General features: G+C 61.7%; 21 protein-coding genes. 12 read left to right on the top strand and 9 right to left on the bottom strand.

Translation table 11 applies throughout. The features are described 5' to 3' along the window. Positions 1-244: 244 nt before the first annotated feature. Positions 245-2,473, top strand: coding sequence for an ABC transporter ATP-binding protein (locus ACMGFL_RS03495; RefSeq protein WP_436934148.1), 2,229 nt, complete (start codon positions 245-247; stop codon positions 2,471-2,473). Positions 2,474-2,502: 29 nt separating this feature from the next. On the opposite strand, the gene nagZ is transcribed toward ACMGFL_RS03495, so the two are convergent. Both nagZ and ACMGFL_RS03485 read right to left on the bottom strand, forming a co-directional pair. Beyond that, positions 2,503-4,080, bottom strand: coding sequence for a beta-N-acetylhexosaminidase (nagZ, locus tag ACMGFL_RS03490; protein WP_436934147.1), 1,578 nt, complete (start codon positions 4,078-4,080; stop codon positions 2,503-2,505). 19 nt (positions 4,081-4,099) lie between these two features. Next, positions 4,100-5,269, bottom strand: coding sequence for an exo-beta-N-acetylmuramidase NamZ family protein (locus ACMGFL_RS03485; protein ID WP_436934146.1), 1,170 nt, complete (start codon positions 5,267-5,269; stop codon positions 4,100-4,102). A gap of 104 nt (positions 5,270-5,373) precedes the next feature. Between ACMGFL_RS03485 and ACMGFL_RS03480 the strand changes: the two genes are divergently transcribed. Then, the gene (locus tag ACMGFL_RS03480; RefSeq protein WP_436934145.1) at positions 5,374-6,462 is read left to right on the top strand and encodes a DUF373 family protein; all 1,089 of its coding nucleotides are present in this window, start codon (positions 5,374-5,376) and stop codon (positions 6,460-6,462) included. A 125-nt stretch (positions 6,463-6,587) separates the two neighbouring features. On the opposite strand, the gene ACMGFL_RS03475 is transcribed toward ACMGFL_RS03480, so the two are convergent. Further along, positions 6,588-7,679, bottom strand: a complete 1,092-nt coding sequence (locus tag ACMGFL_RS03475) for an aminopeptidase (protein ID WP_436934144.1) — start codon at positions 7,677-7,679, stop codon at positions 6,588-6,590. Positions 7,680-7,874: 195 nt separating this feature from the next. Here ACMGFL_RS03475 and ACMGFL_RS03470 point away from each other — a divergent pair, with 195 nt between their 5' ends. Both ACMGFL_RS03470 and ACMGFL_RS03465 read left to right on the top strand, forming a co-directional pair. Then, positions 7,875-8,246 carry a hypothetical protein gene (locus tag ACMGFL_RS03470; protein WP_436934143.1) on the top strand — a complete coding sequence of 124 codons (372 nt, stop codon included), beginning with the start codon at positions 7,875-7,877 and terminating at the stop codon, positions 8,244-8,246. Positions 8,247-8,698: 452 nt separating this feature from the next. After that, a complete protein-coding gene (locus ACMGFL_RS03465; RefSeq protein WP_436934142.1) occupies positions 8,699-9,814 on the top strand; it encodes a lytic polysaccharide monooxygenase in 1,116 nt (371 codons plus the stop codon). 128 nt (positions 9,815-9,942) lie between these two features. Here ACMGFL_RS03465 and ACMGFL_RS03460 read toward each other — a convergent pair whose 3' ends face one another. Next, on the bottom strand, positions 9,943-11,913 hold the full coding sequence (locus ACMGFL_RS03460) for an aconitate hydratase (protein ID WP_436934141.1): 1,971 nt from the start codon (positions 11,911-11,913) through the stop codon (positions 9,943-9,945). Between the two features lie 107 nt (positions 11,914-12,020). Here ACMGFL_RS03460 and ACMGFL_RS03455 point away from each other — a divergent pair, with 107 nt between their 5' ends. Beyond that, positions 12,021-12,485, top strand: a complete 465-nt coding sequence (locus ACMGFL_RS03455) for a deoxyuridine 5'-triphosphate nucleotidohydrolase (RefSeq protein WP_436934140.1) — start codon at positions 12,021-12,023, stop codon at positions 12,483-12,485. 21 nt (positions 12,486-12,506) lie between these two features. Here ACMGFL_RS03455 and ACMGFL_RS03450 read toward each other — a convergent pair whose 3' ends face one another. Both ACMGFL_RS03450 and ACMGFL_RS03445 read right to left on the bottom strand, forming a co-directional pair. Continuing rightward, positions 12,507-13,592 carry a DNA cytosine methyltransferase gene (locus ACMGFL_RS03450; protein WP_436934139.1) on the bottom strand — a complete coding sequence of 362 codons (1,086 nt, stop codon included), beginning with the start codon at positions 13,590-13,592 and terminating at the stop codon, positions 12,507-12,509. Positions 13,593-13,601: 9 nt separating this feature from the next. Beyond that, a complete protein-coding gene (locus tag ACMGFL_RS03445; RefSeq protein ID WP_436934138.1) occupies positions 13,602-13,763 on the bottom strand; it encodes a hypothetical protein in 162 nt (53 codons plus the stop codon). Between the two features lie 408 nt (positions 13,764-14,171). Between ACMGFL_RS03445 and ACMGFL_RS03440 the strand changes: the two genes are divergently transcribed. Together ACMGFL_RS03440 and ACMGFL_RS03435 are read left to right on the top strand one after the other, a co-directional pair. Then, positions 14,172-14,813 carry a helix-turn-helix domain-containing protein gene (locus ACMGFL_RS03440; RefSeq protein WP_436934137.1) on the top strand — a complete coding sequence of 214 codons (642 nt, stop codon included), beginning with the start codon at positions 14,172-14,174 and terminating at the stop codon, positions 14,811-14,813. Between the two features lie 107 nt (positions 14,814-14,920). After that, on the top strand, positions 14,921-15,187 hold the full coding sequence (locus ACMGFL_RS03435) for a HalOD1 output domain-containing protein (RefSeq protein ID WP_436934136.1): 267 nt from the start codon (positions 14,921-14,923) through the stop codon (positions 15,185-15,187). A gap of 113 nt (positions 15,188-15,300) precedes the next feature. On the opposite strand, the gene ACMGFL_RS03430 is transcribed toward ACMGFL_RS03435, so the two are convergent. Continuing rightward, positions 15,301-16,053, bottom strand: coding sequence for a GTP cyclohydrolase IIa (locus ACMGFL_RS03430; protein WP_436936411.1), 753 nt, complete (start codon positions 16,051-16,053; stop codon positions 15,301-15,303). Between the two features lie 162 nt (positions 16,054-16,215). Here ACMGFL_RS03430 and ACMGFL_RS03425 point away from each other — a divergent pair, with 162 nt between their 5' ends. From ACMGFL_RS03425 to ACMGFL_RS03415, 3 genes are all read left to right on the top strand, one after another. Continuing rightward, complete coding sequence (locus ACMGFL_RS03425; RefSeq protein WP_436934135.1) at positions 16,216-17,046, top strand: PIG-L deacetylase family protein; 831 nt, start codon at positions 16,216-16,218, stop codon at positions 17,044-17,046. A 70-nt stretch (positions 17,047-17,116) separates the two neighbouring features. Continuing rightward, positions 17,117-18,352 (top strand): MFS transporter, encoded by a 1,236-nt coding sequence (locus ACMGFL_RS03420; RefSeq protein WP_436934134.1) that lies wholly within the window; start codon positions 17,117-17,119, stop codon positions 18,350-18,352. A 60-nt stretch (positions 18,353-18,412) separates the two neighbouring features. Next, entirely contained in the window at positions 18,413-19,630 is a 1,218-nt protein-coding gene (locus tag ACMGFL_RS03415; RefSeq protein WP_436934133.1) for a Gfo/Idh/MocA family protein, read from the top strand. Between the two features lie 42 nt (positions 19,631-19,672). On the opposite strand, the gene ACMGFL_RS03410 is transcribed toward ACMGFL_RS03415, so the two are convergent. Next, complete coding sequence (locus tag ACMGFL_RS03410) at positions 19,673-20,644, bottom strand: cation diffusion facilitator family transporter (RefSeq protein ID WP_436934132.1); 972 nt, start codon at positions 20,642-20,644, stop codon at positions 19,673-19,675. Positions 20,645-20,768: 124 nt separating this feature from the next. Here ACMGFL_RS03410 and ACMGFL_RS03405 point away from each other — a divergent pair, with 124 nt between their 5' ends. Both ACMGFL_RS03405 and ACMGFL_RS03400 read left to right on the top strand, forming a co-directional pair. Beyond that, entirely contained in the window at positions 20,769-21,725 is a 957-nt protein-coding gene (locus ACMGFL_RS03405; RefSeq protein ID WP_436934131.1) for an ROK family protein, read from the top strand. A gap of 102 nt (positions 21,726-21,827) precedes the next feature. Further along, positions 21,828-22,703, top strand: coding sequence for a hypothetical protein (locus ACMGFL_RS03400; RefSeq protein ID WP_436934130.1), 876 nt, complete (start codon positions 21,828-21,830; stop codon positions 22,701-22,703). Between the two features lie 59 nt (positions 22,704-22,762). Here ACMGFL_RS03400 and ACMGFL_RS03395 read toward each other — a convergent pair whose 3' ends face one another. Next, positions 22,763-23,170, bottom strand: coding sequence for a potassium channel family protein (locus ACMGFL_RS03395; protein ID WP_436934129.1), 408 nt, complete (start codon positions 23,168-23,170; stop codon positions 22,763-22,765). Positions 23,171-23,274 lie beyond the last annotated feature (104 nt).

Here is a 23,274-nt window from a genome sequence, read left to right as displayed (position 1 = left end):
TTGACCAAAGGTTTGTTGATTTGCCCGCTGACAGTCAACAGCACTGCTGCACTTCGCCAACAATCAATCAGACTGACATCTGTCGGCTGATCGCAAGACGTGACGGGGATGGGAAACCAACCCGGAGAAAAACATACAAGTAATAGTGTCTCCAACGGAGCGGTATGCTCACAGGGGATTGGCAGCATTGTCAACAGGTGACGGTCGAACTAGTGGGAACCGAACAGAGGGGTGATCTGTTCTAATGGCTCTGGAGGAACAGACGGCTCGCAAGACAGACGAAGCTGACCCGATCATTACAGCCGATGACGTGTCCGTCGAGTTCAGCATGGAACGTGGCACGTCCCGCGTACTCGATAACGTCAACATCGACGTGCATCGAAACGAGATCCTGGGCGTCGTTGGCGAATCCGGGTCCGGAAAGTCGATGTTTGCCGATGCCCTGCTCGATGCCGTCGTCGAGCCAGGTCAGCTTAGCGGTGACATCACGTACCACCCGGAGGGAGAGGACCCGATAGACTTGCTGGACCTGAGCAACGAGGAACTCAGGAAGTTCAGATGGGACAAGGCGGCGATGGTGTTCCAGGGGGCGATGAACTCCTTCAACCCGACACAGACCATCCGCGGTCACTTCGAGGAGACGCTGAAGGCACACGACCACAACGTCGCTGACGGACTCGAACACGCTCGCGAGTTGCTCGCGGACCTGTATATGCCGCCCGAGCGCGTCCTCAAGTCGTACCCCCACGAACTCAGCGGCGGAATGCAACAGCGCGCGCTCATCGCACTGAGTCTCGTTCTCGACCCGGACGTGCTGGTGATGGACGAACCGACCGCAGCGCTCGATCTCCTGATGCAACGGTCGATTCTCAGCCTGCTCGAACAGGTCAAGGAGCGATACGACCTGACAATCGTCTTTATCACGCACGACCTGCCGCTCGTGACAGGGCTCGCCGACCGGGTCGGCGTCCTGTATGCCTTCGACTTCGTTGAGGTCGGTGACGCAAACACCGTCTTCTCGGACCCGAGTCATCCCTACACCCGAGCGTTACTCAAGTCCGTGCCCAGTCTGAAGACGCCACTCGACGAGATCACGCCCATCGAAGGGTCGGCCCCGGACCCGGTCGATCTGCCGTCAGGGTGTAAGTATCACCCACGCTGTCCGCTCGCGGACGAACAGTGTCGACAGGAAAAGCCCGGATTCCATGCGGACGGCGGCGACGAGGACCACGTCGCGGCCTGTTTCTACATCGACGAAGCGAAAGACGCAATCGAGATTCCCGAGCGCAGAGACAAAGCAGAGCTCGCAGAGCGCGAGGGCAAACAGTCAGCGGAGCCAGTCATCTCGATGACGGATCTGGAAGTTCACTTCGAGACGGAGGCTGGCGGTATCGTTCAGTCACTCCGCGGCGAAACCGAGACTGTCCGAGCCGTCGACGGGGTCAATCTGGACATTTACGAAAACGATGTCGTCACGCTGGTCGGCGAAAGTGGCTGTGGTAAAACGACGCTCGGCAAGGCATCCATCGGCGCACAGCGGCCCACTGGTGGAACGCTCGAGTTCCGCGGACAGGATTTCTGGGAAGCGAAGGACAGAGACACCGGCGTCAGCATCCCATTCCTCGGAGATAACGACCGTGAGGAGGGGGACCTCCCGTTCGGAAGCATCCGCCGCGCACTCCAGGTCATCCACCAGGACCCAGGCTCGTCGCTGAACCCCAACCGGACGGTCAAGGCGAATCTGGAAGTGCCGCTGAAAAAGTGGCACGACGACATGAACTTCCAGGACCGCGAGGAGCGGATCCTCGCGATGCTGGAATACGTCGGGATGACGCCGCCGGACGACTACGCGCTCCGGTACCCACACCAGCTCAGCGGCGGCGAGAAACAGCGCGTCGCGCTCATCCGGGCGATGCTGATGAATCCCGCGATGATCTTCGCTGACGAGGCCGTCTCGGCGCTCGACGTGTCGCTTCGCGTCGAAGTGATGGACCTGATGCTGAAGCTGCAGGACGTGTTCAACACGTCGTATCTGTTCACGTCACACAACCTCTCGAACGCCCGGTATCTGTCGGCAAGTGTCGGCGGTCGGATCGCCGTGATGTATCTCGGCCAGATAGTCGAGATTGGCCCGGCAGAGCAGGTCATTCACAACTCCAAACACCCCTACACTGAGGTGCTGAAGTGGGCGACTGAGGACGTCGACGAGAGCCAGTCAGTCGAGGAATCTCCGATCCGGAAAATCGACATCCCCGACCCGATCAATCCGCCGAGTGGCTGTTCGTTCCACACGCGCTGTCCCGACGCACGCGAGGCCTGCAAGCAGGAGGAGCCAGGGCTCGAACACGAAGATATCGAGCACAAGGCGGCCTGCTTCAAGGAGTATCCCGACAGCCACGCCTACTGGGACAGCGAACCGCTCCCGGAGATAGAAGAGGAAGACGAAAGCGACGCAGCGATTGCAGACGACTGACAATTCGCCGCTGTTTTCCGACCGTCCCGCTACTGGAGACTCGCCGGTGGCGTTCCCTGTGGCTCGATTTCGCCAGCGACGACCTCGGCCAGCGCGGACAACATCGGGGCCGTCGAATCGTAGGTCGTCAGGACGGTATCGAGGTCGGGTAGAACACGATAGTCGTACGGATTGTTCACGAGCGCAGCCACCACGTCGTCGTCAGCGTCGCGGAGTTTCTCGACCGTTTCGACCTGACTCGGATCGTCTGCAGCGTTGAACGTCGCACAGAGCACCTGCCGACTGCCCTCGTCGGTGATTTCCGGCACGTCCGGACCCTGCCCGCCGGTTCCGAACTTCGTAACCGAGACATCGAATCCGTGGCCGTCGAGTTCGGCCACGAGCGACTCGACGTAGGTTCGGTCGTCCTCGGCCGGTGAGCCACGCTTTGGACGTGCAGCGAACAGTTCGACCGGCGCGTCGGTCGAGAACGGCAGTCTGTCGCCGCCCGCGAGTTCTGTAATAGCGGCACGACCGATTGTTCGACACGTCTCTCGCTGTGTGTCGAAATCGAGTGACGTGGCCACTGGCTTCAGGTTGCGTGCTCGTTTCGCTGAGAGGATTCGCTCGACAGATGCGTCGATACGTGACTCGGGGATTTCGCCGCTCTCGACCGCGTCGACGACAGCGTCGATCGCTCGTCGCTGGCGGTCGAAGCTGTGACAGACGTACACGCCGTCTGCACCGGCCTTGATCGTCTCGATCGCGCCCCGCTCGACGCCGACCCCCTCCGCGATTGCGTTCATCTCCATGTCGTCGGTCAACACGATGCCATCGAAACCGAGATCCTCACGCAACAGTCCGGTCAGCACCGACTTCGAGAGCGTTGCCGGGCGGTCGTCGGATTCAGCGACTGCCGGGAAGACGACGTGTGCGCTCATGATCGCCCCGATATCGGCGTCGATTGCCTCGACGAACGGCACCAGTTCGACCTCGCTGAGGCGCTCGCCCGCGGCGTCGATGCGCGGCATGTCCATGTGCGAGTCGGTCGCCGCGTCGCCGTGTCCGGGGAAGTGCTTCCCACAGGAGAGAATGCCCGCGGACTGGAGCGTCTCGAGGTAGGCCGTTCCGAAGGTGGCGACCGCTTCCGGGGTCTCACCGAAGGAGCGAGTGCCGATCACCGGATTGTCCGGGTTGGTGTTGATGTCGAGAATCGGAGCCAGATTCAGATTGACGCCGACTGCCTGAAGTTGCGTCGCCGTCATCTCGGCCACACGACGCGCGTACTCCGGGTCCCCGGTCGCACCGACGGCCATCGGGCTGGGAACTGCCGGGAAGAAGGGGAGCCGATTGACGAGTCCGCCCTCCTGATCGATGGAGACGAACAGGGGTGTCTCGCTCGTCTCCTGCAGTGACTCCGAAAGCGCTCGAGTTTGTTCCGGCGAGGAGACGTTGCGGGTGAAGTAGATGACGCCGCCGACGTGATACTCCTCGACGAGCGATTCGATCCGGTCCGACGCGGTCTGCTCGTCGAAGCCGACGTGAAACAGTTGCCCGACCTTCTCTTCGAGCGAGAACGATTCGACGGTCGGTATCGACTCAGTGTCGTGGTGTGTGGTGTCGTTCATGTGTTGCACTCGTAGTAGGTCACTGATAGATCCCGTAGGGGTCTCGCAGCGACTCGAACTCAGTCAGATCCGAGTCCCATCCCGCACGGATCTCCTCGTACAGCCTATCGACGTCGGTCTCCGAATCGACATCTGCGACAGTCTCTCGGAGCCACTCGCCCGCGGCGAGTCTGTCGACGAAATGCATCCCCTCGACCAGTCGCCACTCGGTTTCGGGATGGCGACTGAACGTCGAGAGCAGTAGCTTCAGACCGACCGCAACGGGCGAGAGGGAATCTCTGTCGGTGATGTGGATCTGTACACCTTCGACGTCCTCGCCCTCGTGTTTCGAGAACGTGGGCGTGAAGTGCGTCGGTCGGAATTGGACCCCCGATAGGTCGAGACCGTTGAGCGCCTGCGCCCACTCGCCACCGTCGATCCACGGCGCGCCGACCAACTCGAAGGGCTTTGTCGTTCCCCGTCCCTCCGAGAGGGTCGTCCCCTCGAACAGACAGGTGCCCGGATACAGCGTCGCAGTGTCGAGCGTCGGGATGTTCGGGGATGGCGGCACCCAGGGAAGGTCCAGGTCGTCGTACCACAGGCTCCGGTCCCAGTCGTCCATCTCGACGACAGAGAGATTCGCACCTATATCGAACTCCCCGTTGAAGTAGCGAGCGAGTTCCCCGACCGTGAGTCCGTGCGTGATCGGCAGCCGATAGTCCCCGACGAAGGACCCCTCGTCGGGTGGAACGCGGTTGCCGCCGACGCCGATCGGTGCGACCGGGTTCGGGCGGTCGAGAACGACGAAGTCGGTGTCAGTCTGGCCGACCCCCTCCAGCGCGTACGCGAGAGTGTACAAGTAGGTGTAGAACCGACAGCCGACGTCCTGCATGTCGTAGACGACGGTGTCGATGTCGGCGACCATCTCCGGGTCGACGCGCCGAGTCTCACCGTAGAGGCTGGTGACCGGCAGGCCCGTTCGGTCGTCGGTCGAGTCCTCGACGTGTTCCCCCGCCTGCGCCTTCCCCCGGATCCCGTGTTCCGGGCCGAACAGTCGAACGAGGTCGACGTCGGGATGGTCGTGCAGAATGTCGATAGTCGTCGTAAGGTCCGCAGCCACGCCCGACGGATTGGTGATGAGTCCGACCGTTCCGTCGGTGAGCGGAGCCATGTCTTCGTCCTGCAGGACGGAAATCCCGGTGCGTACCATACACCGAAGTGCACTCTCCGGGGTAGCAAAAGCGCTGTGACCTGGTGCAGAGCGGGCACCGCTCCCGAAAACAGATATAGGCGGAGATACGACACACAACACGAATGCTGCTGGTGTTGTGTGTCGATCTCGACGACGATCTCGGGCGCAAGACCGGGATCGACACGCCGGTCGTCGGCCGCGATGCCGTCCGTGACGCAGCGGTAGCGCTCGCAACGGCAGACCCCGAGGACAGCGACGTGAACGTGCTGTTCGAGGGAGTTCACCTCGCCGAGACCATCACGGACGAGACCGTCGAGGTTGCGGCGGTCACCGGCGTCGACGGACGGGACATCGAGGCCAACCGCAAGGTCGGAGAAGAACTCGACCGCATTCTCGCACAGCTATCGACCGGCGAGGACGTTCGCGCAGTCGTCGTCACGGACGGCGCACAGGACGAGTCGGTCATCCCCGTCATCCGCTCTCGCGTTCAGATCGACAGCGTGCGCCGCGTCGTCGTCAGGCAGGCACAGGACCTGGAGTCGATGTACTACACGATCAAGCAGGTGCTCGACGACCCCGAAACACGGGGCACGCTGCTCGTGCCACTCGGAATCGTCCTGTTGATCTATCCGCTCACAGTGCTTGCGAATCAACTCGGGTTCGGCGGCGGGACTGCGTTCGGACTCGTCTCGGGGCTGTTCGGTCTCTACTTGCTCGCGCGCGGCTTCGGCGTCGAGCGCTGGCTCGACGACGCCGTCGAGCGCGTTCGGACCGCGCTGTTTACCGGCCGTGTGACGCTCATCACCTACGTCGTCGCGGCAGCGCTGATGGTCGTCGGCGGCGTCAGCGGCGTCCGCACGCTCGAAACCTTCCAGACGGAGGCGACGCTTGAGTTGACCGTCCTCGAAACGCTCGCCGCACTCGTCTATGGGTCGATCCAGTGGTTCGCCTTCGCTGGCGTGACCAGTAGCCTCGGCCGCGTCACCGACGAGTACCTCTCGAGGAGTTTCCACTGGCGATACCTCAACGCCCCCTTCTACGTGGTCGCTATCGCGGCCGTGCTTCACGGCGTGAGCGGCTTCTTCCTCGGGGAAGCGTCGCTCGAATACCTCGCCGTCGTCCTCACCGGAGGCACACTGCTCGGTCTCATGAGTACGCTCTCCTTTGCGATTGCCGAATCGCGGGCACAGCGCGAGGCCGACGCGGCCTGAACGCTCTCACTCGCCTGTCGCTTCCTCGAAACCTCCGAGATGCTCACGCACGTTTGCATCTCGCTACTCGCGGGTCGCTACGCTCCCCGCTCGCTTTTCGAGACGTTCACTTCGTTCACGTCTCGTTATTCCCACTGGAATAATCCATCCCGCTGGATCACCTCGCCGTCAATCTCCAGTCGCGTGCCCGCCTCGCGCATATCCGTGATGAGGTCCACGTGGACGGCGCTGTCGTTGCCAGACTCGCCCTCGGGCAGGTTGGCGTCGTAGGCGCGCCCGAGCGCGCAGTGGACGGTGCCGCCCATCTTCTCGTCGAAGAGGATCTGGTCAGTCACGCGGTCGATGCCGCGGTTCATCCCGACGCCCAGTTCCCCGAGTCGGCGCGACCCGCCGTCGGTCTCGATGATCGTCGTCAGCACGTCCTCGCCGGATTCGGCCTCCCAGTCGACGACGACACCATCTTTGAACGTCAGACGAGCGTCCCGCACGCGAGTGCCGCGGATCGTCATCGGCACGTCGAAACAGATGACTCCAGCGGTGTCGGCGGGGGCAGTAAACACCTCGCCGCTCGGCAGATTGTGCGAGTCGTAAGCCACACTCGCCGCGCTGTTGACCGCTGTTCGCCCCTCGATGTCGAGCGTCAGGTCTGTGGCGTCTGATTCTTTCTTGATCCGGACTTCGCTCCCCGCGTCGAACAGGTCCTTCAACTGCGCCATCTCCTCGGCCAGCGACTCCCAGTCCCGGAGCGTGGCGTCGTAGACGAAGTCCCGATAGCCCTCGTAGCTCATCCCGGCCTGCTGAGCGAGCGCCCGCGTCGGATGCACCGTCGATACCCAGTCAGTATCGAGGCGTGCCTCGCGAATTCCCTGTCGGGCCTGTGCGTACGCCGTCTGTCGGTCGTCGGGCACGTCGCTCGTCTCCGCGGTGTTTCGCGTCCCGCGCAAAGCGAGCACGCTGTCTGCCTGCTCGTACAGGTCGCGCTCGTAGACCGGGTCGGTCTCGAACTCGCCGTCGAACGCGCGCAGGTACGCACGCGTCAGTTCGTCGGAACTGTAGGTCGAAACCAGATTCGCGCCGCGTTCGCCAAGTTTCGCTGCGACTGCGACCGCCAGGTCGTGTGCCCCTTCGTCGACGCTGAGTACCACATCGTCGCCGCTGTCGATCTGTGCGCTCCAGTCGACGAGCGTCTCTGCGTGGTCAGAGATGCGCTGGTCCATACGTCGTGTTCGGGCCAATCGGGGAAAACCCCATGCCTCTCTCGTCGTGTCGGTCGTGGGACTGCCTGCACTCACGCCAGAGAAATATGTAAACAAAAATATTTAATTATTGTATGTGGGGATGGAGTATGAAACGAAGAACAGTACTGACAACAGCGGGGATGCTAGGGATGTATGGGATTCGGGGGGTGTATCATGTCTGATTCGAGTCTCGAAAGTGGCGAGGTGCGTCCATCGGGAGAACCACCCGCAGTGCCAGATGAACTACAGTGCGACGACGAATCGAACGAACGGGCAGACTTGCTTGGATCCGAACCGCAGTGGGGAGACGGTTCCAAGTTTAAACTCCGGATCGAGGATCTCTCCTACGACTACGGCGATACAGCGACGATTGCGTTGACTCACTCGGGAGAGACTGGGAAAATTTCCACCGGTTCAGAGATGAAGTATGCAATTGAGTGCTACACAAAAGCAGGGTGGCAAGATATTCGGACGGTCGGAGACATGATCTATATCGCTCCCCCAGATATAGAGGTAGAACATCAATCCAATCCCCTGTTCGAGTGAGAGCTAAAACTGACAGAGAAGGGGTTACGTATTCCGGGGGGAGACGAGAGTTCAATACGGATTTGTCCGCCGCTGCAAACGGGACGATATCGATTTGTCTACTGGGGTCTGATTGGTTCAGATCCTCTTGCAGTCGCATTTGATCTGTACCGAACTAACTAAAGATAACATAGTTCAAGATAGAACCACTCTGTGAACGTCTCCAACTGTGACCCAGCACCGATTCAACACGGCAGAAGAAGAGGTGCTCAAACAGAGCTAACGTCTCCGTCTCCACGATATTGAACACTGCCTCTACCGTAGAATTCTCTTGCAGGGTCGCTGGGTTCATACCTCCGTAGCGTTCACCCTGCTATCTGGTATGTGAACAGTTCTATGACACCCTCGTACAAAAATTATATATGCTAGACAACAGTATGTAGGGTTGGATCGCAAATGGGGGAAAAACGACCATGTCGGAAGTAGAAACATCTACGAGTAGAACAGGGGGAATCGATGAATTACCACGTGTCACGAAATCACGTGTGATAAAGACAGGAGCGGTAATCCTGTTTGCATTAGTGCTCGGCTTCTTTGCGGTGCAGATGGCCGCTGCACATGGAAGTCCGGAGGATCCAACCGGTCAGGCGTTGGCCTGTTATAATGAGGATCCTGGAGACAGGAGCCCTATGTGTGAGTATGCGGCAGAGCAGAACTCGCAGGCAATCTATAACTGGATGGGAATTCGCGACGGTGATGCGGCCGGCAACCACCAAGAGAACATCGATGACGGTGAACTCTGTAGCGCCGGAAAAGAAAGATTCGCTCCGTACGATGAACCAGGTGACTGGCCATCGACGGAGATAACGCCCGGTGAGCAGACGTTTACCCTCGATCTTACCGCGCCACACGCAACCGAGTACATGCGGTTCTACATGACCAAGGATGGATGGAACCCAGACACTGCGCTTGCGTGGGATGACCTTGAATTGATCCACGAGACGGGTTCGTTCACTCCGAGTGGAACAGAAAAGATCGAGGGTATCGATGTACCTGACCGCAACAACGAGGAGCACATAATCTACTGGGTCTGGCAACGGTCAGATTCGCCAGAAGCGTTCTATTCGTGCTCCTATGTTGACGTGGCCGGCGCTGATGGTGGCGACGATACGCCGCCAGGCGACGGCGATGATGGAGATGATGGTGACGATACGCCGCCAGGTGACGGCGACGATGGAAATGATGGTGGAGATGGCGACAGCCCATCAGCATGGAGCGCCGACGAGACCTATACGAGCGGCGACCAGGTGACTTACGAAGGCTCCACCTGGGAGGCTTCCTGGTGGACACGTGGAGACGCGCCAGGCAGCAGTGAGTGGGGCCCGTGGGAGAAAGTCGACGACTCCGGCGGTGACGACGGCAGTGATGGCGGAGACGACTCACCTGACGCTGACGCGTGGGATCCAGATGAGACCTACACTGGTGGAGACCAAGTTAGCCACGACGGGTCGACCTGGGAAGCCTCCTGGTGGACTCAGGGTGACGAACCCGGTAGCTCCGAGTGGGGTCCGTGGGAACAAGTAGAGTAACGAGAAGCTAACGCTTCGACCTGCAGAATCGAATTGACGCCTCTTTTTTTGCGGTTGCTGATTGATTAGCGAGCAGGAGGGACTGTGACCATCAAATAGTGTAGATCGACGACAGTCGGTCGCTCCGATCAGTCGTCGGCAGGCGCGCCGCCTTCCGATTCGTACTGCTGTTTGACGTGGGTGAGTTTGCCGCCGTCTGCGAGGATTTCGCGTTCACGAGCGGAAGCATCGAGCATGCCGGTCGCTTCCCAGTCGTCGTTGATGCGGATGGTGAACTCCTCCTGACCGGAGCGAACGGCTTCGGCCACGTCGTCGACGATTTCGATGTCGTCGCCCTGTTCGATGTTCGCGTAGGTCGCCTCGTCGATCTCCAGTGGCAGGAGACCGAAGTTGAACAGGTTCGCCTTGTGGATGCGGGCGAACGATTGGGCGAGGACGCCCTCGACGCCGAGATACATCGGACAGAGCGCGGCGTGTTCGCGCGAGGAGCCCTGACCGTAGTTCTCGCCAGCGACGAGGAAGCCGCCGTCGGATTCGAGCGCGCGCTCTGCAAAGGTGTCGTCGACACGCGAGAGCGTGAACTCGGAGAGCTTCGGGATGTTCGACCGGTACATCAAGATGTCCTGCGTGGCAGGGATGATGTGGTCGGTCGTGATGTTGTCGTCCATCTTCAGCAGCGTCGGCCCTTCGAGGTGTGCGTCAAGGGGGTCTTTCAGCGGCACGTCACCGATGTTCGGCCCCTTGACGAGGTCGTCGTCGACGGCCTCGTCTGGCTCGATGATGTCGGCCTTCGAGCCGTCGTACTTCTCGGGCATCTCGAAGCCGGGGTCTTCCAGGTCACCGAGTTCCTCGGCCAGGTCACGTGGGTCGACGATTTCGCCTGCGAGCGCCGCGGCGGTCGCGACTTCGGGCGAGCACAGGTAGACGTTGTCGTCTTCGATACCCGAGCGACCCTCGAAGTTGCGGTTGAACGTTCGCAGCGACACCGAGTCCGAGGCTGGCACGTGGCCGATACCGATACACGCGCCACAGGTCGCCTCGGAGAAGTTGACGCCAGCAGCCATCATCTCCGCGGTCCAGCCCTGTCGAGCGAGAATCTCGGAGGCCTGCTTGGAACCGGGCGCGACGATCATCTCGGTGGTCTTGTTGACTTCCCGTCCCTTGAGCATCTTCGCCGAGGGCAGGATGTCGGGGTAGCCACCGTTGGTACAGGAACCGATGATGACCTGCTCGACATCCTGACCGGCGACTTCGCGCACCGGGACGACGTTGTCGGGCATCGACGGGGTCGCGATGAGCGGTTCGAGGTCCGACAGGTCGATGGTGACCTGGTCGGCGTACTCGGCGTCCTCGTCGGGCTGGAGTTCGACGTACTCGTCCTCGCGGCCCAGCCGGCTGAGATAATCCTGCGTGTTCTCGTCGGTCGGGAAGATACTCGACGTCGCGCCGAGTTCCGTCCCCATGTTGGTGATGGTCGTCCGCTCGGGGACCGACAGCGTCTCGACGCCGGGGCCGGTGTACTCGAAGATCTTGCCGACGCCGCCTTTGACCGACAGGCGACGAAGCATCTCGAGGATGACGTCCTTGGCGGTTGCCCACTCGGGCAGTTCGCCTTCGAGTCGGACCTCAACGACTTCCGGCATGTCGACGTAGTAGGCACCCCCGCCCATCGCGACGGCGACGTCGAGGCCGCCCGACCCGATGGCTAGCTGGCCGAGACCGCCGGGCGTCGGCGTGTGTGAGTCCGAACCGAGCAGCGTCTTCCCGGGCGCAGCGAAGTTCTCCTTGTGGACGTTGTGGCAGATACCGTTGCCCGGTCGGGAGAAGTATGCGCCAAAGGTTCCGGCGGCAGAACGCAGAAACCGGTGGTCGTCGGTGTTTTTGAAGTCGAACTGGTAGGTCTGGTGGTCACAGTACTGCGCGGCGAGTTCGGTCTGGACTTCGTTGAGGCCGAGCGCCTCGAACTGGAGCCAGACGAGCGTCCCCGTCGTGTCCTGTGTCAGCACCTGGTCGATCTCGATGCCGATCTCCTCGCCGGGTTCGAGTTCTCCCTCGACGAGATGGTCATCGAGAATCTTCTCGGTAAGTGTCTGTCCCATAGCGATCAAATATCGGCTATCCGCAGACATAAATCATGTCATACCACTCCGGGCAGGGCTCCCCCCGAAAACGGTAGCATTTTTGCCCTGCTCGGCACAGAGTGGGTATGTACCGGAGTGGCCAGTTCGTCGCCAGCCAACTCGACGACCTGCGAGACGACCAGGTGCAACCGAACGGCGTCGACCTGACGCTCGGCGCGGTCTTCGAGCAGGTCGAACCGGGCCGCATCGACCGAGACGGGAAGACAGTCGGCCAGCGGCAGGAAATCGAGCCGGAAGACGGAATCTACCGACTCGAACCCGGGGGCTACGTCGTGGAGTACGGCGATCGGGTCAAAATTCCACAGAACCACGTCGGCTTTCTGTTTCCGCGCTCGTCACTGCTGCGCAACTCGTGTATGCTCGATACGGCAGTTTGGGACGCGGGCTACGAGGGGCGCGGCGAGGGGTTGCTGGAGGTATATCACGACATCGAAATCGAAGCGGGCGCGCGGATCGCACAACTCGTGCTCGCCCGCGCTGACCACGAAGGCGAGTACGACGGGACCTATCAAGGCGAAAATCTCGCGTGAATCGCTGCTTTCACAAACCAGTCACGTGGTGACTGTTTCTTCCGATTCGGCGTCGAGAATGGCCTCGGCAAGTGCCTCGCTCACCAGCGGGGGGACCGCGTTTCCCGTCATCTGTCGCTGCTTCGTGACCGGCCCGTAGAACGTGAAGTGGTCGGGAAAGGACTGCAACCGGGCCCGTTCGCGGACGCTGAGACCCCGGTCCTGTGTCGGATGAGCGAAGTGATACGTCGGTCTCGGGCCAGCCAGCAACGTCGGTGCGGGTGCGTCCGCCGTCAGCCTGCGTTTCTGCGACCAGGTATCGTACGGAATGCGCTCGCCCTGCTCCGCGCGCGCGATGCGGTCGATCACACTCTCGCCGTGGGCGGGCGCACGGTGGTTCGCAAGGTCCGGACCCGCTCGCCGGAGGTGTTCCTGATAGGAACACTCGGGCGGCGTCGCATAGTCCGTCTTGGATTCGCCAGCATCGAGCGATGGCAGGTCACTGAACGCATCGCTGACCGTCCGCGGCCTGTCGTTTTGCGCCTCGAAGAGCGTCTTCTGTGTGGCGGATTCACGATACCGCCCCTCCGGCAGGGAGAGTCGTCGCCCCGTAGCGTGCCCGACGAAGAAGGCACGCTCGCGTCGCTGTGGGACGCCAAAGTGGACAGCGTTCAACAGGCCGTCGGAAACGCTGTATCCGATTTTCTCGAACTGGGAGCGCACGTAGTCTCGGACAGCGCCGTCCTCCATGGTTCTCACCCGCGGCACGTTCTCCATGACGAACCACTCGGGTTCGATCTGATAGACCGCTTTGATGAACTGGGTGAGAAGGAAGTTCCGCGCGTCGCCGGGCGTCGTCGTCGCGCCAGCCAGACTGAACCCCTGACAGGGTGGTCCGCCAATTACCACGTCCACATCTCCGGGGTCGAGTGAGAGTGCGGCGAGTAACTCCGCGTCCGTGACCGAATCGAGGTCGGCCTCGACGAACGTGGCGTCGTGGTTTGCCTCGAACGTTCTGGCGAACTTTGCCTCGTGGTCGACACCCGCGACCACGTCGAACCCCGCGGACTGAAAGCCGTGGCTGAGTCCGCCTGCACCACAGAACAGATCGACGACGGTCCGGCTCATAGACGGAGGTCACTCCGGGGAGTGTGCCTGGCCACGGTGGATATTGCGACCGCGCTCTGTATCAAACTCCTGGTCGCAAACCTCACAGCGGTACGTTTCGTCTGGCTCCGGAGCGTCCTCCTGAAACGGGAAGTCAGCGACGATGTCGTCTGCGTCCTCACTGTCGGCCATATGTAGCCGATCAGGCTGTGCCCATTTATATGCTGGTGCGCCGGTGGGTTCGACCACGCGATCCGCGCCCGGCGATGCGACAGCCACGTGAACCAACGCACGATCGGGGGCTGGTCTCAGAGTCTGTCTCCTGCACCGGCCTACCATGAATTACAAAGCAATAGCTCTAAATCGGAACCCGACGAACATGGAATGCCGCGTTGGGGAGAGAGTACTCCGGACCGTGCCTCTGACATACTCCTATCCGGAACTGACATTCTCCAACCGGCTTCCGTTGTCCGGATAACACCAGTTTCGTCGAGATCGGCGGCTTGTCTCCGGACACGCAGATGGTGAGACAGATCAGCGCCACGCTCGGCGCGCAGTGGGGGCGAGTAACTTATACCTCGGACTAGTTTACGATAAGACATGATTGCCCGGCTTCAGTTTGAGACGGCGGTGCTCGCCGAGACAGTTCGCGCGTGCGGCCGGGACGCGCTCGATATCGACCGCCTCGACGGCAGCGAGGCGGTTCCGTTACGAACGATGGTGACGACGGCCGGGCGTCCGGAACAGTTGCGGCCAGCCTTTGCTCGGGACAGTTCGGTGAGTTGCGTCACCGTATTTGAGAGCACCGACGGGCGGCATTCGTATCTGGCAGTTCACGGTGAGGGCTCGCAAGCGGGGGCAGTTTACGAGTCGCTGGTCGCTCACGGTGGCGTGTTCGTCTCGGGGACAGTACGGGATGGCGCCTGGGAACTACGCGTCCGGTTTCCCGACCGTGGATCGTTCGAGGCGTTTCGAGATGACTGTCCAGCGGAGGAGGCAAATCTCGACGTGGAGGCGGTCTACGAAACAACCGCATCAGTTCGAACGAAGCGGTGCCCACTCACCGAACAGCAGGCCGAGTTGATCCGACTGGCGGCACGAGCGGGATACTTCGAGGTGCCGCGTAAGCAGTCCCTCGGCGAGTTGGCGACCGAACTCGACATCTCGACACAGGCCGCGTCCGAACGACTTCGCCGTGGGTTGGACTCACTTATCGACGAGACGCTGCCTCGCGAGGAGTGACGCTCCCGCGGGACGTCGCCACAGAAAGCGACGTCCGACAGGGCGCTCTTTCAGGCTCTGAAACCACTCGGGTTGTTTATTTTCGCCGGAGCGAAACAGAGAGACACATGGGCTCTGAGGAAAACGTAGTGTACATCATGCAGGAGACCGAGGGGGAGGAATGGGTTAGCCCGAGACCAGTTCGTGCCGCAATCGTCGAAGCAGTAACCACACAGACAGACCTCGTCGCTGATGACCTCGACGACATCGATTCCTACGTCGATCCCGGCCAGGTTCGAGAGGTCATCGAAGGTGACGAAGAAAGTATCACCTTCACCGTAGAGGGCCACGAGGTGACACTTAGCGAGGAGGGAGCGATCGAACTAGCGGAGTGAGAAGGATCAAACTGATCGAGTGAGCACAGCCGCTGCTGGTTCCCAACGCGTGAGTCCTGTGCAGTGGACGTATTGACAGGGACTGTGCGCGTTGGACAGAATCAGTCGTGAGGCTACTCAGGAACCGGTCTCGTCGTCACCTGCTGGATGCGAGAGCCGGATTCGCGGCACTCTTCGAGTGCGAGTTTGGCCCGGTGACCAGCGGCGTGTGCTGTCGTTCCTCGACCGACGCCGACTTGCAGGTCGACGCCAGCGGTGTCCTGAACGTGTTCGCGAACGCCCTCGAAGGCGTCCGGCGTGAGCGGCGGACAGACAGCGATGACGTTGTCACCGCCGACGAAATGGGCGATGCTGTCGTGTGTGGTACGGAGATGAGCGGCGAGTTCGACGGTGGCACGCTGTATCGTGATCGTCGTGTCGGCGGCGTTTTTCCGGTCGGTGTAGCTGCCGGTCACGTCGACCACGTCGAAGTGGGCAATCGTCAGGTCGCCCTCCGAGTGGGTGCCACGGGATTCCAGGATCTCCGTGCGCGTTGGGTCCTGTGCGCTGCCTGCGTGCTGTAATATCTCCGTGGCAGTTCCAAGCGCCTCGACGGGCGTGTCCCCCGAGCCGATTCCTATCGAGACTGTCACCGGATACTCCTCGCTGACCTGCTGTTGAAACTGGGCGTGTTCAGCCACCCCGATCCCGTTCGTGACACCCAGCATGTTGTCGAAGCGGTCGTAGAAGACGTAGCCGTCGTGTCGACCGACGAAGTCAGCCAGGTCCGCGTACAGCCTGGCCTGGAGCGATTGCAGGTCAGTTTCCTTCCGCGGTTCCGGCGTCACTGTCCAGGGGCCGTAGTTGTCTATCTGGAACAACGATATCTGCACACCGGGGTCGCTTGCTGGCACAGTTAAACAGTGCGGCCGAGTTCTCTTTAATCCGCGGAATCGAGATAGAGACTGTCAGACGTGACAGAAGCGCCGATTGTTCGCTCTGACGACCGGTACCGCAAACGTTTCCTAACCGGCTTGCAATATCGGGGTATGGGGGATACGCTCCACGTACTCTCGATCGGCGCACATCCTGACGACTGTGAGATCAAAACCGGCGGCATCACCGCGAAATACGCAAACGCAGGTCACGACGTGACCTGTCTCTCGATGACAAACGGCAACGCCGGACACCACGAACTCGACCGGGCGGAGATCGGAAAGCGACGGGTCGCGGAAACGCAGGCTGTCGCTGACCTGCTCGGCATCGAGTACGAGGTGTTCGACATCGACGACGGGCAGCTTCAGCCAGATCTCGAAACGAAAAACAAGCTCATCGGGTTCATCCGCGAGGTCAACCCGGATCTGGTCTTGGGTCCGCGACCCTACGACTATCACCCCGACCACCGCTACTGCGCACAACTGATTCAGGATGCAGCGTACTCGCTCATCGTCCCGAACACCTGTCCGGAGGTTCCGGCACTCGACTCGAATCCCGTCTTCGGCTACGTCGCTGACCACTTCCAGAAGCCAGCGGCCTTCGAACCCGACGTCGTGCTCGACGTGAGCGACGTGCTGGAGACGAAAATCGACGCGCTCGACTGTCACGAGTCCCAGATGTACGAGTGGCTCCCCTACACCTTCGGAGAACTCGACGCCGTCCCCGAAGACGAAGACGAGCGCAAACAGTGGCTCGCAAACGAGGGGCTCAGCCACCTCAACGAGAACACGGAGGTCAACGTCGCCGACCGGTTCCGCGACCAACTCAAAGAGCGATACGGAGAGGAGCGCGGCGCACAGGTCGAACACGCAGAAGCGGTCGAGATTTCCGAGTACGGAGCGCCCGCGACCGACGACGTGATGGACGAGCTGTTTTTCTTCTAAGCGCCAACGTTCAGTGCGCTGTGGCGTGATTTCGTCAGATGGCGATCGGAACGCTTAACGGACGCCACTCGTGAGATGCGAACACTTCGATGCGTTCGCCGCCAGTCGAATCTCCGGGTGCCTGTGGGGGGAGTACGCCCCCGTGTTGAGCGAACAGCGCGGCTTCAAGCTGTTTTACTTCGTGATGTTCGCCTCCTTCAGCGGCTACGCCATGTTTCGGAACGTCTTCTTCGAGGAGATCGGTCTCTCCGGCACCGAGATGGGGATCATCGGGTTCATGTTCCCGCTGTTTACGATGCTCGCTCAGCCAGTGTGGGGACTTGTCGCTGACTGGAAGGGGATCAGCAAGCTCATCCTCTTCATCTCGGCTATCGGTGCTGGACTCGCCGCGCTCATCTATCCGTTCGCCCCCGCTGCTCCGAGCACGCTCGTGGTCGTCCTCGTCGCAACGGTACTCTTTGCGGTCTTTCGTGCTCCGGCGATGCCTATCGCCAACGCACTCGTGCTCACGACGGGGCTGTCCTACGAGGGGGTGCGCGCCTACGGGTCGATCGCGTTCGGCGTCGCCGGACTCGGCTTCGGCTATCTGGTCGGCGTCTTCCAGACCGAACTCGTCTTTTTCGCGTATACGATCGGGATGGCCGCGGTCGTGGCGCTACTCTTCGTCATTCCCGTCGACGAACCCGACGCGCTCGGCTCTGACCTGAGCGTCGAAACCGTCCGACCGCTGTTGACCAAGCAGTATACGCTCGTGCTCGTGGCCGCGTTCGCGCTGGGCGTAATGACCCCCGCGACCGGCGCCTTCTTCTCGGTGTACATCCGCGCAGTCGGGCACGCCGACTGGATCACCGGCGTCGCGTGGCTAGTGAAGACAGTCGCGGAGGCCGTCGCCTTTCTCTATATCGCCCGGCGCGGCGGCTCCTACCGGCGTCTGATGGCGATCGCTGGCGTCCTCTACACGGTGACGTATCTCGTGCTCTTTCTCAGCGGCAGCGCCCCACCGATCGTTCTCGCACAGGTGCTGCTCGGTGCGGGATACGCGCTGTTCAACCTCGCCTCGGTCAATCTCGCACACGGTATCGCGCCGGAGGGGCTGAAATCGACCGCTCAGAGCTTTCTGTTCGTCGGCGGGATGAGTTCCGGCCGCGCTGTGGGCGAACTCGTCGTCGGTCGGCTGTTCGACGTCGTGGGCGCACAGGAGACGTTCGGCGTCCTCGCCGCGCTCGGCATCGTCACCGCTGTCATCTCATTGCTCATCGCAACCGACCTGCAGACCCCCGAAGCGGCGGCCGACCCCGAGGCATGATTCAATTTCCCGGACTGAACGACCGGTGGAACTATTCCGATGGAAATCCCCCTCTCAGGTATGTCCGACAGCTTCGGCATCGGCTTCGTGAGTTGTGGGTTCATCACCCGCGAAGCGCACGTTCCGAGCATCGAGTACATCCCGGACGTCCACGTCGCCGGGATCCAGAACCGCACCCGGGAGACCGCTGCAGCGGTCGCCGCGGAGTGTCGCGAGTCGGGGCTGGGCGACCCAAGCGTCTACGGCGACGGCGAAGTCGCCGCGCTCGCCGCCGACCCTGCTGTGGACGGCGTCTGGGTGACCGGCCCGAACTTCACGCGGGTCGACGTCATCGACGCCGTGGTCGACGCAGTCGAGGACGGCGCAGACCTGCAGGGAGTCGCCATCGAGAAGCCACTCGCGCGCAATCTCCGGGAGGCGGAGACAATTCGGGAGCGTCTCGACGCCGTCGACCTGCCCGACGCCTACCTCGAAAACTGGCCTCACGAACCCGACATCCGGAAGATGCGGGAGTTGCTCTGGGAGCGCGGCCGCGACGCCGGGCGGCCGTATCTCGCTCGCGCACAGGCCGAACACGGCGGCCCCCACTCCGCGTGGTTCTGGGACGGTCGACGGCAGGGCGGCGGCGCGCTCACCGACATGCTCTGTCACGCCCTCGCGGGCAATCACGTCCTGCTTGCGGACCCACAGCGGCCCGACGGCGGCCTCGACCCAATTTCGGTGTCGGCGGACACGGAGACGCTGAAGTGGAGTCGCGAGGAGTACGCAGACCAGTTGCGCGAGGAACACGGCGTCGACTACGAGGAACATCCCGCAGACGACTACGCCCGCGCGACCGTTCGCTACGAGAGCGCAGACGGCGACCCCCTCGTCTCGGAGGCCACGGGGTCGTGGTGTTACGTGGGTGCGGGCGTCCGGCGAACCATCGAGTTGCTCGGCCCCGAGTACTCCGGGCAGGTCGTCGCAGACGAAGCCTCTTCTAGTGTGTTCTTCTCGGACGCAGTTGGCGAGGGCGAGGGCTGGGCGGAGAAACAGACCGCAACGAGCGGTCGGATGCCAGTCGCGGCCGCGGACGCAGTCACGGGCGGGTACGTCGCGGAGAACCGCGACGCAGTCGAGGCGTTCCGGCGCGTCGAGAACGGAACGCTCGACTTCGACGACGGGTATCGCGTCCTGCGGGTCTGTATGGCAGCGTACAAGGCAGCGGAAACTGGCTCCGAGGTGGACCTTCGGGAGACCGATCTGTCGACGTACACGCCGCCGCCCGCGCGTGAGTGAGTCCGGTGGTTCGCCCGCAGCACCGAGCGTGCAATCGCTTCCTCAGAACACCATCTTGTCACCATCAGACCGCGGTTGTTCGGGTTCGATGTAGACGTTGTTGACGTCGCCGTTCGCCTCGCGAAGCGTCTCCTCGATACCGGCGATGTACGCATCGATATCGTCAGTGGAGCCGCCGTCACCGAACACGACGTGTGCGGTCACGAGCACGTTCTCGGGGCCGAAATAGACCGTGCGGAAGTCGACGATTTCAGTGACGCCCTCGTGGCTGGCGACGAGTTCACGGAGACGAGTTTCCTCGTCGTTCGGGAGGCTCTCGCCGAGCAGGAGACGCTTGTTCTCCCAGGCGAGTGCGATGGCAAAGCCCATCAACATGATCCCGATCAACAGGGCGGCAGCGGAATCGTACAGCGGGTTCCCAGTCGTTCGGGTGAGAAAGACTCCAAACAGTGCGATACCGGCACCGCTCAGCGCGATAGCGTCCTCCGTGAGTGCGGTCAGGACGGTCACGTCGCTGGTCTTGCGAAACGCCTCCCGGAACCCGGACCAGTTGTTTTCCTCGATCTGACGGCTCATGTTGGCGTGGGCCTTCTTCAGCGCATAGGTCTCGAAGATGATCGCCCCGATCAGGACGGCGTAGTTGACCCAGACGCCCGGAAAGGTGACGCCAAACAGTGTCGGGTCGGTCAGGTCTGGAGTGTGTGGATGTCGGAGGGCGTTGAACCCGTGTTTGGCTGACTCCCAGCCAGCGATCCCAAAGAGGAGCACGGAGACGAGAAACGAGTAGAAAAACTGTGCTTTGCCGTAGCCAAAGGGGTGTTCAGCCGTCCGCGAGCGCTCGCTGTAGCGGATCCCGATGAGGAGAAACACCTGATTTGCAGTATCGGAGATGGAGTGATACGTCTCGGACAGCATCGCCGGACTCAGCGTGAGGAGATAGCCGACGAACTTCATGATCGCGATGGCTCCGTTGGCGAAAAGCGCCGCGAGCACCACCGATCGACTCGATGCCATACTGTCTGTACTGTGTGCCGGAACCCGTGTTCACGTTTTCGGATTGTCAGCGGTGTCCTGGCGCTAACACCGTGCTACCGTTTGAATTCCGTCGTTATATTAGGCCGCCCGCCAATTGCGATCTATGGCCTGGTATGCTGGCGTTGATCTGGGTGCGACGAGCATCCGGGCGGTCGTCGGCGACGAGGAAGGACACATCCACGGGTCCGACACGCGCAAGACACCGCAGGGTGAGTCAGGCATAGATATCACCGAGGCCGTCCTCGATGCGCTCCGTGCCGCCTGTCGGGATGCTGGCATCGCGCCGACTGACATCGCAACAGCGGGGATCGGGTCGCTCGGGCCGCTCGACGGGGCCGCTGGCGTGGTTCGCGACCCGGCGAATCTCCCCGACGCGATCGACCAGATTCCCCTGACCGGCCCGGTCGAGAACCTGATCGAGGGGCCCGTCGTGCTGCACAACGACGCCAACGCGGGGGCGATCGGCGAGCGATTCTACGCAGACCGGAACCCCGACAACATGATCTACCTCACCATCTCGTCGGGTATCGGTGCCGGTGTGATCGTCGACGGACAACTCATCTCGGGTTGGGACGGCAACGCCGGAGAAGTGGGCCACATGACCGTCGACCCGGAGGGGGCGATGCCGTGTGGCTGTGGCAGCCGCGGCCACTGGGAGTCGTACTGCTCGGGGAACAACATCCCGAAGTACGCGAAACTGCTCCACGACGGCGAACGGACCGAACTCGCGATCGATTCGCCCGACCTGACCGCAGCGGACGTGTTCGACGCGGTCGAAACAGACGCGTTTGCCGAGTCCGTGATCGACCGGGTCGCGGAGTGGAACGCACAGGGACTCGCGATGATCATCCACGCCTACGCCCCCATCGTCATCTACATCGGCGGCGCAGTCGCACTTCACAATCCGGACGACGTGATCGGACGCGTCCGTGAGAAAATCCCCGGCCGGGTCATGTCCAACGTTCCCGACATCCAGCTAACGACGTTCGGCGCCGAGGTGGTCGTCAAGGGCGCACTCGCGAGTGCGATCACGATGAGTACACACGAGCGACAGTCGTAACATCAAAATCGTCGAGTCGGTGAGGATGGCGAAGAGTGTCGACCCGTGTGACAGTCTTGGCTTCTCACAACAGTTATCCGTTCGTGACTGCAGCCACCGATAATGTCACTCGTTGCAGGGCTGCTCTCCGGCGGGATAGTCGCCGGTGTGCTCCTTCTTTTGAGTTCACCGCTTCTGTACCGAGGGCTGAAACACCGGACGCGGTATCGGCGGTTCCGGGAGCGACCGGTCGAGACGCCAGCAACTGCGACACCGGGCGAGACGGCGCTCGTCACCGGTACTGCCACGGAGAACGAGCGTGGGTCGATCTCTGCACCACTCTCGACCGACCCGGCCCTGCTGGCTGGCTGGGATATCCACAGTCTGCACCGATACGACGCGCTCGGGGTGAAGCATGCATGGGGACAGGAAGCACTCGGCGTCGACACCGAGGGCTTTCACGTCCGGGGGGACGGACAGCACGTCGCCGTCCCCGACTGGAGTCGGCACGACCGCATCGAGGGGACCGAGCGACTGCAGCTGAGCGGTGTCGGGATGATGCCGGTCGAGGGGCTCGACGTGAAGGGGCTGTGGCTCGAAATCGCCAGCTTCGACAGCGAAACACGTGTGTTGCCCGGCGAGGAGTTGTCCGATCCGACCCGACGGCTCTGCTCGCGGGTCGGACTGGAGGGCGACCAGTCGACCTCGCGGCTACTCCCCAGTCTGCCGCGGCTTCGAACGCCAGAGGGGACCCGCAGGTTCCGGGAAGCAACGATCGAGGATGGACAGACAGTAACTGTTGTGGGAGCTGTTCGGGAGTCGTCGACGCCGAACGGAGCGTTGCAACTTGCAGAACCTGATGACGTGCCGCCGCTCGTGAGCGATCACTCCCCGGAGGAACTGCTCGGTCGCTACCGCCGGTCGTACCGAAAGATCTACGCGCTGGTCGCCTTTATTCTCCTGTTTGCGTCGCTCATGGGCGTCGCCGTTGCGCTGTGAGGGAAGGTGTCTCACCGACACTCGTGGCCGGAGATCGTCAGAGCGCGTCGATCAGACCGTCAGAGAGCGCTGATCTGGTCGACGGTGACGGCTGCGCCCGCCGCCGCCGGATAGACGACGTGGTCGACGAACGACCGGTGGCCGTAGTCCTGCTCGCCGTCTCTGGCGATCCGGAGCAGCGTCACAGTGTCCGGGTTCCCGTCTTTCGCCAGTTCACAGACGGTAAGGTTCGTCCGCGTGTCGTTCGTGAGGGCAGCGACGATGTCCACCGCAGAAAGATCAACACTGCCGAACGTCTGCAGGTCGGTTCCGTCACCCTCGATAACTCGATTGGCATCTGCATCCAGTTCGTCACATTTCTGCGGGTCACGTTCGACGATTGTCACCGTATTCCGAGCGGGGCTAAGCTGTTCGGCAACGTGCTGGCCAACGCGGCCGCCACCGACGAGGACGATATGTCTGTTCATTACAAAGAGAGAGACGTTCGTTCGATACAAAAATGAACGATATACCGTCAGATATTGCTATTGATAGAATATCACTGCGTATCTTGAGAAAAATATTACTAAAA

The organism is Halovenus marina, assembly GCF_051414115.1.
GTDB lineage: Archaea > Halobacteriota > Halobacteria > Halobacteriales > Haloarculaceae > Halovenus > Halovenus marina.
Note: the sequence above shows the minus strand (reverse complement) of the source record. Positions and strands in the feature narration are given on the sequence as shown.